The sequence below is a fragment of the Micromonospora sp. NBC_00858 genome, assembly GCF_045207365.1.
In the GTDB taxonomy this organism is placed as follows: domain Bacteria; phylum Actinomycetota; class Actinomycetes; order Mycobacteriales; family Micromonosporaceae; genus Micromonospora.
In genome coordinates this window covers 512,792-525,296 of the sequence record NZ_CP108828.1, presented here as the reverse complement: position 1 = coordinate 525,296, position 12,505 = coordinate 512,792, and the positions used below count along the sequence as shown (strand labels likewise).

Here is a 12,505-nt window from a genome sequence, read left to right as displayed (position 1 = left end):
GTCTTCTCCTCGATCAGGTACGACGGTCCAGGGCGATCACGACGATCGCCGGCAGTACGAGCAGCAGCAGCGCGATCAGCGCGATACGCAACGCCAGATCGTCCACGAACGTCCAGAGCAGGATCACCGCCGCCGCGGTGAGCAGCACGATCGCGGCCCGCTCACCCCGGGTGTGCCGAGCCAGCCGGCCGGATCGGCCCCGCCGCACCTGCGGCGTCAACCGGCGGACCAGCGCCCGGCGGCGCTGCCGGCGGGCCACCCGGCGCTGCCGGGCCGCCCGCTCCCGGGCCTGCTCCGCCTCGCGCTCCGCCCGACGACGGGCCCGTTCCCGGCTCACCGCGAGCCCCGTCGGGCGGGCGCCGGGCGTTTGCGCTCAGTCACCGCTGGGCAGCGTGGCGAGCCAGTTGCGCAGCAGCGCGGCACCGGTGTCGGCGGACTTCTCCGGATGGAACTGAGCCGCCGACAGCGAACCGAGCTCCACCCCGGCGACGAAATCGGCCTCGTGGTGGGCCGTGGTCACCACGGCGCCAGCGGCGGCCAGCGCGGACGGGTCGCCCACCGCGTACGAGTGGACGAAGTAGAACCGGCTCTGCGCCGGCAGACCAGTGAAGAGCACCGACTCCCGCGGCGCCCGGACCGTGTTCCAGCCCATGTGCGGCAACCGGGTGGCAGCCAGCCGGGTAACCCCGCCGGGCAGCAGCCCAAGCCCCTTGGTCACCACACCGTGCTCGTCGCCGTGCTCGAAGAGCACCTGCATGCCCACGCAGATGCCGAGCACCGGCCGCCCGGCGGCCACCCGCTCAGCGATCACCGGACCGGCGCCGAGCGCCTCGATCCCGGCCATGCACGCGGCGAAGGCACCCACCCCCGGCACCACCAGACCATCCGCGGCAGCCGCGGCCGCCAGGTCGTCGGTCACCCGCACGGCCGCGCCGGCGGCGGCCAACGCCCGCTCCGCCGAGCGCAGGTTGCCCGAGCCGTAGTCGAGCACCACCACGTCGCTCATGTCGTCAACCGTCTCACGCTCACCCGGCGCCACCTCTCGTTCGCGACTGCGGGGCTCCGCTGCGCCGCACTCCTCGCGCTCACGCGTCCCCCGGGAGCAGCCAGAGCACGCCGCCGATCGTAGCGAGCACGGCGAGCAACGCGGTGATCACCACGGCAGCCTTCGACGCGCCCTGGCGGTACAGCGACCAGGCACCCCCCACCAGCACCCCGGCCAGGATCAGCAACAACGTCGGCAAAGCGCCACCCATTAGAGCCACCTTCCATTCGCGACTGCGGGGCTCCGCTGCGCTGCACTCCTCGCGCTCATCAGAGAGCCCCCTTCGTGCTCGGGATCGCGCCCGCCGCTCGCGGGTCGATCGCGGTGGCCTCGCGCAGCGCGCGGGAGACCGCCTTGAACTGCGCCTCCACCACGTGGTGCGCGTCCGGGTGACCGCCCGGCCGGGCCGCCCGCAGCACGTCGACGTGCAGGGTGATCCGGGCCGCCTGGCCGAAGGACTCCCAGATGTGCCGGGTCATGCTGGTCGGGTACACCGGGCCGATGTACGGCGCGAGCACCGGCTCGTCGTACACCACGTACGGCCGGCCGGACAGGTCCACCGCGGCCCGGACCAGCACCTCGTCCATCGGGACGGTCGCCGAGCCGTACCGCCGGATGCCGGCCTTGTCGCCCAGCGCCTGGTCGAACGCGGCGCCCAAGGCGAGCGCCGTGTCCTCCATGGTGTGGTGCGCGTCGATCTCCAGGTCGCCCACGGTGCGCACGGTCAGGTCGTAGCCGCCGTGCCGGGCGATCTGGTGCAGCATGTGGTCGTAGAAACCCACGCCGGTGCTGATCTCGGCCGTTCCGGTGCCGTCGAGGTCGATCTCGACGAGCACCTTGGTCTCCTTGGTGATCCGCTCCACCCGGGCGGTCCGGCTCATTGCTCACCTCTCGGTCGCGACTGCGGGTCTCGCACGCTCACTCCCCGCGCTCCGATGGCAGTCTCTCCATCGCGGCAAGGAAGGCGTCAGTTTCGGCGGGGGTGCCGGCGGTGACCCGCAGCCAGCCGGGCAGGCCGACGTCGCGGACCAGCACACCCTGCTCCAGCAGAACGCGCCAGGCGGTGGCCTGGTCACCGCCCACCTCGAAGAGCACGAAGTTGGCGTCGCTGTCGGCCACCCGCAGGCCGCGCCCGCGCAGCGTCGCCACGATCCGGTCCCGCTGCACCATGATCGCGCTCACCGTACCGAGCAGGGCGTCGCGGTGGGCCAGCGCCGCGCGGGCGGCGGCCTGGGTCAGCGCGGAGAGGTGGTACGGCAGCCGGACCAGCTGCACGGCCTGCACCACCGCCGCATCGGCGGCCAGGTAGCCCAGCCGCCCGCCGGCGAAGCCGAACGCCTTGCTCATCGTCCGGGTGACCACCAGCCGCGGATGCCCGGGCAGCACGGCGAGGGCGCTGACCGTGCCGGGCCGGGCGAACTCGGCGTACGCCTCGTCGACCACCACCATGCCGGACGCGGCGTCGAGCACCGCGGCGACCACCGCCGGGTCCAGCGCGGTGCCGGTCGGGTTGTTCGGCGAGCAGAGGAAGACCACGTCGGGCCGGTGCTCGCGGACCTGGGCCACCGCCTCGTCGGCGGTCAGCCCGAAGTCGACGCCGCGCCGCACCGGCACCCACCGGGTGCCGGTGCCGAGCGCCAGCAGCGGGTGCATCGAGTACGCCGGGACGAAGCCGAGCGCACTGCGACCCGGACCACCGAACGCCTGGAGCAGCTGCTGCTGGATCTCGTTGGAGCCGTTGGCCGCCCACACCTGCTCGACGGTGAGCCCGTGCCCGAGGTAACCGGCCAGGTCGGCGCGGAGCGCCACGGCGTCCCGGTCCGGGTAGCGGTTCAGCTCGCGCAGCTCGGCCGTGAGTGCCTTGCCGATCGCCTCGACCACCGGCTCGGGCACCGGGTAGGAGTTCTCGTTGGTGTTCAGCCGCACCGGCACGTCCAGCTGCGGCGCTCCGTACGGCGACAGCCCGCGCAGGTCGTCGCGGATCGGCAGGTCGTCGAGCGAGCTCACGCCGACCCTCCCGGGAAGCGGGCCCGGACCGCCTGGCCGTGCGCGGGCAGGTCCTCCACAGTGGCCAGGGTGACCACGTGCGGGGCCACCTCGCGCAGCGCGTCCTCGGTGTATTCGATCAGGTGCACGCCGCGCAGGAACGACTGCACGGACAGCCCGGAGGAGTGCCGGGCGCAGCCACCGGTGGGCAGCACGTGGTTGGAGCCGGCGCAGTAGTCGCCGAGCGACACCGGCGACCAGGCGCCCACGAAGATCGCCCCCGCGTTGCGTACCCGCAGCGCCCACACCCGGGCGTCGACCGTCTGGATCTCCAGGTGCTCGGCCGCGTACGCGTCGACCACCCGCAGCCCGGCCTCGAGGTCGTCGACCAGAACCACGCCGCTCTGCTCACCGGTCAGCGCGGCGGTCACCCGCTCGGTGTGCTTGGTCGCCGGCACCTGCCGGGCCAACTCCCGCTCGACCGCCTCGACCAGCGCCACCGACGGGGTGACCAGCACGCTCGCGGCGAGCGGGTCGTGCTCGGCCTGACTGATCAGGTCGGCGGCGACGTGGGCCGGATCGGCCGTGTCGTCGGCCAGGATGGCGATCTCGGTCGGCCCGGCCTCGGCGTCGATGCCGACCACACCACGCAGCAGCCGCTTGGCGGCGGTCACCCAGATGTTGCCCGGGCCGGTGACCAGGTCCACCGGCTCGCAGCGCGCCTCACCCGCCGGGTCGACCGCGGCGCCGTACGCCAGCATCGCCACCGCCTGGGCACCGCCCACGGCGTAGACCTCGTCGACGCCGAGCAACGCGCACGCGGCGAGGACCCGGGGGTCGGGCAGGCCACCGTTGTCCTTCTGTGGTGGGCTGACCACCACCAGCGAGCGCACCCCGGCCGCCTGGGCCGGCACCACGTTCATCACGACGGTCGACGGGTACATGGCCAGTCCGCCGGGGACGTACAGGCCCACCCGGTCGACCGGCAGCCATCGCTCGGTGACCGTGCCGCCGGGCACCACCTGCGTGGTGTGCTCGGTGCGCCGCTGGTCGGCGTGCACACGGCGGGTGCGGCTGATCGACTCCAGCAGCGCGGCGCGCACCTCCGGGTCGAGCACCCCCTCGGCCTCGGCGATCGCCTCGACCGGCACCCGCAGCACCTCGGGCGAGACGCCGTCGAACCGCTCACTGGCCTCCCGGATCGCCGGGTACCCATGCTCCCGGACCGCCTCCACCAGTGGCCGGATCCGCTCGACGGCCACCGACACGTCGAGCTGGGCACGGGGCAGCAGGCGGCGCGGGTCACCGAGACCATTGCGCAGGTCGATCCGATTCAGCACCCTTGCGAGTCTAGGCGGCCGGTCCGGAGCCCACCCGGGCCGCCCGCCAGCCGGGACGGTGAGCCGGGCCACGCCGACGCGGTCAGGATTGGCTAGGCTCGACCTGTGACCGCACGGCTGCCGGTGTTCCCGCTCGCAACGGTGCTCTTTCCCGGGTTGGTGCTACCGCTGCACATCTTCGAGGAGCGCTACCGGGCTCTGGTCCGGCACCTGGTCGACCTGCCCGAGGGTGCCCCGCGCGAGTTCGGGGTGGTGGCCATCCAGGCTGGCTGGGAGGTCGCGCCGACCGGGCCAGGCACGCGGGCGACGCCCGTCAGCGGCGACGTCACCCTGCACGAGGTGGGCTGCACCGCCGAGCTGCGCCAGGTGACCAAGCTGCCCGACGGCGGCTTCGACATCGTCACGGTCGGCCGGCGCCGGTTCCGGGTCGCCGACGTCGACGACCGCTCCGCGCCCTACCTGACCGCCGAGGTCGAGTGGCTGCCCGAGCCGGCCGGCTCGGATGAGGTGGCCGACCTGCTCGCCGCCCGGGTGATCGCCGTGTTCCGGCAGTACCTGGGCCTGATCCGGTCCGACCCGGAGGAGATCTCCGAGCAGTTGCCGGAGGACCCGACCGTGCTCTCCCACCTGGTGGCGGCCACCGCGGCGCTGACCGTCGACGACCGGCAGCGGCTGCTGGCGATCGACGACACCGCCGCCCGGCTCCGTGCCGAGTTGCGGCTGCTCAACCGCGAGGCGGCTCTGCTGCGCCAGGTGCGGGCGGTTCCGGTGCCGCTGGCGGAGTTGGCGTCCCCGCCAACGCCCAACTGAACGCGGTCGGGTCGGGCTCCGGCTCCGGGCGCAGTGACGGCCAGCGCGACCAGCCGGCCAGCAGGGTGTACATGATCGCGGCGCCGAACGCCGGCAGCAGCAGGTTGCCGTGCGGCACCGGCAGCACGCCGAGCAGCCAGTCGACCCCGCCGGCCCGCAGGTCCGCGGGTTTGCTGAAGGCCTGGCCGGGCGGGGCGGTGTCCAGCAGCCGGTCGAAGGTGGCCCGGCCGACCCGCCGGCCCACCTGCCAGGCCACCGGCGCGGCAGCCAGTGCGCCCAGCACGGCGGCGAGCAGCCCGACCGGGCCACGCCACCTGCGCAGCACGAACCACAGGACGAGCGCCGCGAGCACCCCGAAGGCGAGCCCGAGCACGCTGAACCAGCCGTCGGCGGCGATCGGCTGCTCCGGCTGCGGCTCGGCGTAGATCGCCCCCTCGGCGGTCTTGAGCACCGGGGTGTCCGGCGCGAGGGCGGCCCAGAGCAGCCCGAGCGGTGCACCCAGCACGGCCAGCGCGAGCGCGGTCCCGAGCACCGTCGCCGCGACCCGCATCCGGCGAGGCGGCTGGTCGGCGCCCTGCTCCAGCGAGCTCTGGTACGCGGCCGAGGGTGGAGAACCGGCCGGATCGAACCCGGCTGGCGGCAACGGTCGGTCCGGCGGTGGCACGGCCGTCGGCTCGGCCGACGACGACGGTGTCGCACCTGACGCGCCGGGCGGCGCGGGCCGGTCGGTGTCGTCGACGGGCCGCTCAGGGTCGGGGGTGTCCGGGCTCACCCGATGATCCTCTCAGGCCCGGTGGGGGGCCGGGGCGCCGGTGGCGGCAGACCAGCTCACCGGGCGAACGGCTCCACCATCATCGCCGCCGCGTGCAGCCACGCCTGCCGGGTCTCCGGCTGTAGCTGGTGGTACTCGATCGAGGAGCCGGTCTCCAGTGCCGGGTCGTACGGCACCACGGCCACCCCGCGGGTCCGGGTGGCGAAGTGCCGCTCCAGGTCGTCCTGCAGCGGCAGGCGGCCCGGCGTCGGGCAGGAGATGAGGGTGATCGCGTTGTCGGCCAGCTCTCCCATGCCCTCCTCGTGCAGCAGATCGAGCATCCAGTCGGCGCTGAACGCGGCGTCCTCACGCGGCACGGTGGTCACCACCAGCTGGTCGGCGGCCTGCATCACGGTGCGCCAGTTGGCGCTCTCCACGTTGTTGCCGGTGTCGACGCAGACCACGTCGTGGGTACGCCGGAGCAGCTCCAGCACCCTCCGGACGGTGAACTGGTCCAGTCGCTGGGCGAAGCGTGGGCTCTCCTCTCCGGCCAGCACGTCGTACGAGCCGTCGGAGGCGTGCCGCAGGTAGTCGTCCAACCGCTCCAGCAGGGTCGAGCCCTCAAGGATCTCGATCTGGGCCAGGTCGGTGATCAGGTGGCGGATGGTCCGGGCGTGTCGGGCACTGCCGGCGCGCAGCCCGAGGGTGCCGCGCAGCTCGTTGTCGTCCCAGGCCAGCACGCCCTGCCCGCGTACGCTGCCGACCGTGGCAGCGGCGAGCACGGTCGCGGTGGTCTTGTGCACCCCGCCCTTGGGGTTGGCGAACGCGAACACCCGGGGGGTGCCCAGCTCCCGGCGGAGCACGCCGCTGGCCCGCTCCAGCTCCGGATCGACACCCTGCGGGCGCCACTCGATACGGGCCGGGTAGCCCCGCTCCGCGATCGCCGAGCCGACCGCCGGGGCAGCTGGCGGGATGACCGGCGGGGTCGGCGTGACCGGCGGGGCGGGCGGGGCCGGCGGGTAGACGGTCTCCGGCTGGTAGCCCGTCTCCAGCAGCGCGTACCGGGACTCCACCGGCGGGCTGCCGTTGCGGTAGCCGTTGTCCAGCAGCGCGTAGCGCGACTGGACCGGCTCGGCCCGGCTCGGCGGCGGCTCGGGTTCGGGTTCGGCCCGGTACACCGGCTCCGCCCGGTACGCCTGCTCGGCCCGATAGTCCGGCTCCGCCCGGTACACCGGCTCCGCCCGGTAGTCCGGCTCCGCCCGGTACGCGGGCTCCGCCCGGTAGTCCGGCTCGGCCCGGTACGCGGACTCCGCCCGGTAGTCCGGCTCGGCCCGGTACGTCGGCTCGGCACGATAGGCGGGGTCGACCCGGTAGGTCGCCTCGGCCCGGTAACCGGGCTCCGCGCCGTACGACAGCTCGGCCGGGTGCCCGATGGCCGATGCCCGACCGGAGTAGCCGTTGGGGTTCGCGCGCCGCGGCAGGGGAGCCGGCGGTGGCTCCTCGGCCGGCCGCTCGGGCTCGGCCTGCTCAGCGGCGCGGCTGCCGTGCCGGGCGCGGTCCAGCAATGCCCGCCACCTCGGCGCTGGTTCGGCCGGCCGGCCCCAGCCGGTCTCACTGCCCTCCACGGCCCGCCCTCCCAGCGCCATCGATCTCCGTCTGACAGGCTACGAAGGAAACCCTATTCGGACCACACCACGGCGTGCACATCACCCGGCGCGGATCACGACGGGCTGGGTGCCAACGGCGCGGAACCGGTGGCGTCCGGGGAGGTGGCGACGGTCGGCGGGGCAGGCTCGGTGGGCTCCACAGACGACGGCTCGGGTGACGGGATCGTCACGACCGGTGCGGGTTCCGACGATTCGCCCATCGGCGCCGGGGACACCGGCGCCGGCTCCCCGCGCCCGTCCGAGGTCGGGTCCGGAGTCGGCCCGCTGTCGGCGGGCGGACGGACCACGTCGTGCTGCTCGGGCAACGGCGGCGTGAAGACGGTGCGGTCCAGCCGGTACACCTCGGGGGCGGGGTCGACCGCCCGCACGTCCGGCCGGGCAGCCACCCCGCGCAGGACCCCCGGCGTCGCCCGCACCACCGCCGCGTAGACGCAGGCGCAGCCCGTGCGGTACGCCGCCGCCTCGGCCGTCGCCACGCCCGCGCCGCTGGCGTACCGCTCGCGCAACTCCCGCTCGGCGGCACCGTCGCCGCTCACCGCGGCGGCCCTGGCCCGGTAGTCGGCGGCCTCGGTGTCCTTACGGACGGCCACCTGCTCCATCCCGGCGACCACGTCGTCCGGCACCCGCAGCGCGGGAATCTTCACGATCTCGGTCTGCCGGCCAGGCAGCGGCACCCGCCCGAAGACCGTCGAGACCGGCACGTCGCCGAGCACCGCCGCCAGTCGCTGCGGCGGCAGGTACGCGCCAAGCGTGACCAGGGCGTAGGTCCCGTCCCCGGTGGCCGGGGCCGCCGTCGGCAGCGCGGCCAGGTCGGCGGCGGCGGACCGCAGGTAGCCGGGGACGGAGTCGCCGTCGACGACTCCGACCCGGGTCACCTCGCCCACCGTCCGGTCGCCGACCGGAGTGTCGTCGGCGGCCCAGACCGCGGTGCCCAGCACCGCCGCCGTGGAGAGCAGAGCGGCCCAGGTGAGCACCCCGAACCGCGCCGACCGGTCATTCAGCCGGCCCACGGCCCGGGTCAGCGGCGGCAGCAGCCGTTGGTCCAACTGCCGCAGCAGGTCGCCGGCGCGCACGGGCGGGATCCCCTCGTCGGATCGGTGTCGGGTGGCCGCCGCTCAGTCACGCAGGACCTGAAGCGCGCGTTCCAGGTCGTCAGGGTAGTCGCTGACGAACCGGACCTCGTCCCCCGTTCGGGGGTGCAGGAAGCTCAATTCGCGAGCGTGCAGCCACTGTCGGGCCAGCCCGAGCCGGGCCGAGAGGGTGGGGTCGGCACCGTAGGTGAGGTCGCCCACACAGGGGTGCCGCAGAGTGGAGAAGTGCACCCGGATCTGGTGGGTTCGGCCAGTCTCCAGTCGGACGTCGACCAGGCTGGCCGCCGGGAACGCCTCCAGCGTGTCGTAGTGGGTGATGCTCGGCTTGCCGCCGGAGACCACGGCCCAACGGTAGTCGTGGGTGGGGTGCCGGTCGATCGGCGCGTCGACGGTGCCGCGCAGCGGGTCCAGGTGCCCCTGCACCACCGCGTGGTAGCCCTTGTCCACCTCGCGGTACTTGAAGGCCCGCTTCAACGCGGTGTACGCCTGCTCGCTCTTGGCCACCACCATGATCCCGGTGGTGCCCACGTCGAGCCGGTGCACCACACCCTGCCGCTCGGCCGCGCCGCTGGTGGAGATGCGGTGCCCGATCGCCGCCAGCGCGCCGATCACCGTCGGGCCGGTCCAGCCCGGGCTCGGGTGCGCGGCCACGCCCACCGGCTTGTCCACCACCACGATGTCGTCATCGGCGTACACCACCCGCAGGCCGGGCACCGCCTGCGGCACCATGGTCGGTGGTGCGACCGGCGCCGGCAGCGTGACATCCAGCCACGAGCCGGCCTTGACCTTGTGCGAGTTGGGCCGGGCCGTGCCGTCGACCAGCGCGTCCCCGGCATCGACCAGGGCCGCGGCGGCGGTGCGGGAGAGCCCGAACAGCCGGGACACCGCCTGGTCCAGTCGCATCCCCTCGAGGCCGTCGGGCACGGGCAGTGAACGGTGGTCGCCGCCAGCGGCGAACGCGGAGGTCACGCCCGCTCCCGCTGGTCGGCGCCGTGGGTGGCTTCGCTCGCGTCGGTTGGCTTGCCGTCGCGACCGACCCGCCGGCCGTCACGCTGACGGCCCGTCAGCTCCAGCAGCACGGCCAGCAGCACGCCGCACACCAGCGAACTGTCGGCCAGGTTGAACACCGGCCAGACCTGGCCGTACGGGTCGAAGAGGCTGATCATGTCGACCACGTGCCCGTGGAAGGGGGAGGGTGCCCGGAAGATCCGGTCGATGAGGTTGCCCAGCGCGCCGCCGAGCACCAGGCCGAGTGAGATCGCCCAGGGCAGCGAGCGCAGCCGCAGTGCCATCCAGACGATCCAGCCGACCACACCGATGGTGATCAGCGGGAAGACCCAGGTGTGGTCCGAGCCGATGCTCCACGCCGCACCGCTGTTGCGGGTCAGGCTCAGGTAGACCAGTCCGCCGAGCAACCGGACCGGCTCCCGGTCGGTCAGCGCGGCCAGCGCGAGGTGCTTGGTGACCAGGTCGGCCAGCAGGGCCACCAGGGCGACTCCGGCGAGGATCGCGATGGCCCGGGGCCGGCGTTTACCCCCGCCCGGGTCGGTGCGGCCGGGTTCGGCGGACGGTGCTGCGGTCATGCGCTCCCCATCGACAGTCTCGGCGGTGATCGCTCACCGTCTCATCGCCGCCGGGGAGCGGACCTCAGCGCCGCTCCTCCAGCTGCTTGCACGTCACACACAGGGTGGCGGATGGGAAGGCGGCGAGGCGCTCGACCGGGATCGGGTTGCCGCACCGCTCGCACCAGCCGTATCCACCCTCGTCGAGGCGCTCCAGGGCGCGCTCGACCTGCGTGATCCGTTCCAGGATGCTGTTGGCGAGAGAGATCTCCTGCTCCCGCTCGAGCGTCTTGGTGCCCGTGTCGGCCTGGTCGTCCCCGGCCGAGTCGGTCAGCCGATCGCGCTGCAGCTCGGTGATCTCACTCAGCGTCTGATCGTACTCGGCGCGAAGCTCGTCCCGCCGCGCCGCCAGCGCCGCCCGGATCTTCTCGGTCTCCGCCGCGCTGCGGGTGGCCTTGGCCACCGGCTTTCGGCCGGCGGTCTTGGTGTCGGCTGGCTTCGCCATGGGTCGCTCCCTCGGCCGCGGCACCGGGGTGGCCCGCGATGCCTGGTCAGGGGGCGCCGACCAGGGCGTCCCCTATGTACGAAAAGGGGCGCACGGCAACGAAGGCCGCACACTCCGGAGGTTGGCAAGAATACGGAACGTACAGGCGTCCGACAACGTGCCGCACCGTCGCACCGCTCCACAGCCCCGAGCCTTGCCTAACTGGGGCAAAGGGAACGTTAGCAGATCAACCGGGCGCCTCATCCCCGTACTCACCAAACCACCGGGCCAGCCGACCCCGCCGGCTGACCGCCCGCAGCCGCCGCTCGGCGGCGTCACGCACCCCGGCGGTGGCCACGATCAACAAGCTGTCGCCGGTCTTCAGTCGAGTGTCCGGGCCGGGCACGAAGCCCACGCCGTCGCGCAGCACCAGGGTGACCGAGGCGCCCAGCGGCAGCCGCAGCTCGTCGACGTGCACGCCGGCCAGCCGCGACCCCGGTGGTACCTCCAGCTGGAGCAGGTCGGCCCGCATCCGCTCCAGCGGGGCGGTCTCCACGTGGATCTCGGTGGCTTCGGCCGGCGCGGTCACCCCCAGCCGGCGGGCGAACGGCCCGAGCGTCCCGGTCTGCACCAGCGTGAAGATCACCACCAGCACGAAGACGGCGTCGAAGAGCCGTTCCGCGCCGGGCACCCGTTCGGAGAGCGGAATGGTGGCCAGCACGATCGGCACCGCCCCCCGCAGCCCGGCCCAGGACAGGAACGCCTGCTCGCGCAGGCCGACCTGGAACGGCAGCGCCGACACGAACACCGACAGCGGCCGGGCCAGCAGCACCAGCGCCAGCCCGGCGACCACCGCCGGCAGCACCGCCGCGTCCAGCCGGACCGGCGAGACCAGCAGCCCGAGCAGCACGAACAGGCCGATCTGGGCGAGCCAGGCCAGCCCGTCGGCGAAGCCGAGAATCGCCTGCCGGTGCGGCAGTCGGGCATTGCCCAGCAGCACCCCGGCCACGTAGACGGCAAGGAACCCCGAGGCGTGCAGCACCGCCCCCGCGGCGTACGCCAGCACGGTGATCCCCACCGCGGCGATCGGGTACAGCCCGGAGGAGGGCAGTGCCGCCCGGCGCAGCGCCCAGGCGCCGCCCAGGCCGACGCCCACGCCCACCGCGGCGCCGACGCCCAACTCGTAGGCGACCAGGCCGGCCTCGTACCACCACGGGTGCGACCAGCCCTCGTGGGACAGGAGCACCACCAGCAGCACCACCGGGGCGTCGTTCATGCCCGACTCGGCCTCCAACGTGGCCACCGGCCGGGGTGGCAGGCGCAGCCGGCGCAGGGTGGCGAAGACAGCGGCCGCGTCGGTCGAGGAGAGCACCGCGCCGTAGAGCAGCGCCAGCCGCCAGTCCAGCCCGAGCAGCAGGTGCAGTACGACGCCGACCACCCCGATGCTGACCACCACGCCGACCGTGGAGAGCGCGGCGGCCAGCCCGAGCACCGGACGCAGGGTGCTCCACCGGGCGGTCAGGCCACCCTCCGCGATGATCACGATCAGGGCGCAGAAGCCGAGGGTCCGCGTCAGGTCGACGTCGTCGAAGCGGATGCCCAGCCCGGACTCGCCGATCGCCACGCCCAGCGCCAGGTAGACCAGGAGGCTGGGCACCCCGAGCCGGGTGGAGAGCCGGACCGCGCCGACCGCCACCAGCAGCACGGCCGCGCCGAGGAGCAGCGCGATATCCAGCCCGGGCGTCACGGTTGCCTGGCCCGGGCGTTCC

Annotated in this window: 14 protein-coding genes; 1 reads left to right on the top strand and 13 read right to left on the bottom strand. The window is 74.0% G+C overall.

Features of this window, described 5'->3' with window-relative positions; all coding sequences use genetic code 11:
- Window positions 1-13: 13 nt before the first annotated feature.
- The 6 genes from OG990_RS02500 to hisD form a co-directional block, all read right to left on the bottom strand.
- Window positions 14-337, bottom strand: a complete 324-nt coding sequence (locus tag OG990_RS02500) for a hypothetical protein (RefSeq protein ID WP_406078870.1) — start codon at window positions 335-337, stop codon at window positions 14-16.
- A gap of 36 nt (window positions 338-373) precedes the next feature.
- On the bottom strand, window positions 374-1,006 hold the full coding sequence (gene hisH, locus OG990_RS02495) for an imidazole glycerol phosphate synthase subunit HisH (protein ID WP_406078869.1): 633 nt from the start codon (window positions 1,004-1,006) through the stop codon (window positions 374-376).
- Between the two features lie 79 nt (window positions 1,007-1,085).
- A complete protein-coding gene (locus OG990_RS02490; RefSeq protein ID WP_406078868.1) occupies window positions 1,086-1,256 on the bottom strand; it encodes a hypothetical protein in 171 nt (56 codons plus the stop codon).
- A 58-nt stretch (window positions 1,257-1,314) separates the two neighbouring features.
- The gene (gene hisB, locus OG990_RS02485; RefSeq protein ID WP_406078867.1) at window positions 1,315-1,926 is read right to left on the bottom strand and encodes an imidazoleglycerol-phosphate dehydratase HisB; all 612 of its coding nucleotides are present in this window, start codon (window positions 1,924-1,926) and stop codon (window positions 1,315-1,317) included.
- 37 nt (window positions 1,927-1,963) lie between these two features.
- A complete protein-coding gene (locus tag OG990_RS02480; RefSeq protein WP_328418863.1) occupies window positions 1,964-3,052 on the bottom strand; it encodes a histidinol-phosphate transaminase in 1,089 nt (362 codons plus the stop codon).
- Window positions 3,049-4,371, bottom strand: a complete 1,323-nt coding sequence (gene hisD / locus OG990_RS02475) for a histidinol dehydrogenase (RefSeq protein WP_406078866.1) — start codon at window positions 4,369-4,371, stop codon at window positions 3,049-3,051. The genes OG990_RS02480 and hisD overlap by 4 nt, the downstream gene beginning before the upstream one ends.
- 105 nt (window positions 4,372-4,476) lie before the next feature.
- On the opposite strand from hisD, the gene OG990_RS02470 reads away from it, so the two are divergent.
- Entirely contained in the window at window positions 4,477-5,181 is a 705-nt protein-coding gene (locus OG990_RS02470; protein WP_328418865.1) for an LON peptidase substrate-binding domain-containing protein, read from the top strand.
- Here OG990_RS02470 and OG990_RS02465 read toward each other — a convergent pair.
- The 7 genes from OG990_RS02465 to OG990_RS02435 form a co-directional block, all read right to left on the bottom strand.
- Window positions 5,096-5,953, bottom strand: a complete 858-nt coding sequence (locus OG990_RS02465) for a DUF2567 domain-containing protein (RefSeq protein WP_406078865.1) — start codon at window positions 5,951-5,953, stop codon at window positions 5,096-5,098. The two genes, OG990_RS02470 and OG990_RS02465, sit on opposite strands and share 86 nt — an antisense overlap.
- Before the next feature lie 56 nt (window positions 5,954-6,009).
- Entirely contained in the window at window positions 6,010-7,578 is a 1,569-nt protein-coding gene (locus OG990_RS02460; RefSeq protein WP_406078864.1) for an AAA family ATPase, read from the bottom strand.
- Window positions 7,579-7,652: 74 nt separating this feature from the next.
- A complete protein-coding gene (locus tag OG990_RS02455; protein WP_386984029.1) occupies window positions 7,653-8,672 on the bottom strand; it encodes a hypothetical protein in 1,020 nt (339 codons plus the stop codon).
- A gap of 42 nt (window positions 8,673-8,714) precedes the next feature.
- On the bottom strand, window positions 8,715-9,659 hold the full coding sequence (locus tag OG990_RS02450; protein WP_328418869.1) for an RluA family pseudouridine synthase: 945 nt from the start codon (window positions 9,657-9,659) through the stop codon (window positions 8,715-8,717).
- Complete coding sequence (gene lspA, locus OG990_RS02445) at window positions 9,656-10,273, bottom strand: signal peptidase II (protein ID WP_328418870.1); 618 nt, start codon at window positions 10,271-10,273, stop codon at window positions 9,656-9,658. Before lspA ends, OG990_RS02450 begins: the two co-directional genes overlap by 4 nt.
- Before the next feature lie 64 nt (window positions 10,274-10,337).
- Window positions 10,338-10,757: a TraR/DksA C4-type zinc finger protein gene (locus OG990_RS02440; RefSeq protein ID WP_328418871.1), complete on the bottom strand. Its 420-nt coding sequence runs from the start codon at window positions 10,755-10,757 to the stop codon at window positions 10,338-10,340.
- Between the two features lie 226 nt (window positions 10,758-10,983).
- Window positions 10,984-12,483 carry a potassium/proton antiporter gene (locus OG990_RS02435; RefSeq protein ID WP_328418872.1) on the bottom strand — a complete coding sequence of 500 codons (1,500 nt, stop codon included), beginning with the start codon at window positions 12,481-12,483 and terminating at the stop codon, window positions 10,984-10,986.
- Window positions 12,484-12,505 lie beyond the last annotated feature (22 nt).

Bases quoted from the DNA above. Each gene is read 5' to 3' on its own strand.
- hisH (WP_406078869.1), bottom strand. From the start codon at position 1,006: ATGAGCGACGTGGTGGTGCTCGACTACGGCTCGGGCAACCTGCGCTCG.
- OG990_RS02490 (WP_406078868.1), bottom strand. From the start codon at position 1,256: ATGGGTGGCGCTTTGCCGACGTTGTTGCTGATCCTGGCCGGGGTGCTG.
- hisB (WP_406078867.1), bottom strand. From the start codon at position 1,926: ATGAGCCGGACCGCCCGGGTGGAGCGGATCACCAAGGAGACCAAGGTG.
- OG990_RS02460 (WP_406078864.1), bottom strand. From the start codon at position 7,578: ATGGCGCTGGGAGGGCGGGCCGTGGAGGGCAGTGAGACCGGCTGGGGC.
- lspA (WP_328418870.1), bottom strand. From the start codon at position 10,273: ATGACCGCAGCACCGTCCGCCGAACCCGGCCGCACCGACCCGGGCGGG.
- OG990_RS02440 (WP_328418871.1), bottom strand. From the start codon at position 10,757: ATGGCGAAGCCAGCCGACACCAAGACCGCCGGCCGAAAGCCGGTGGCC.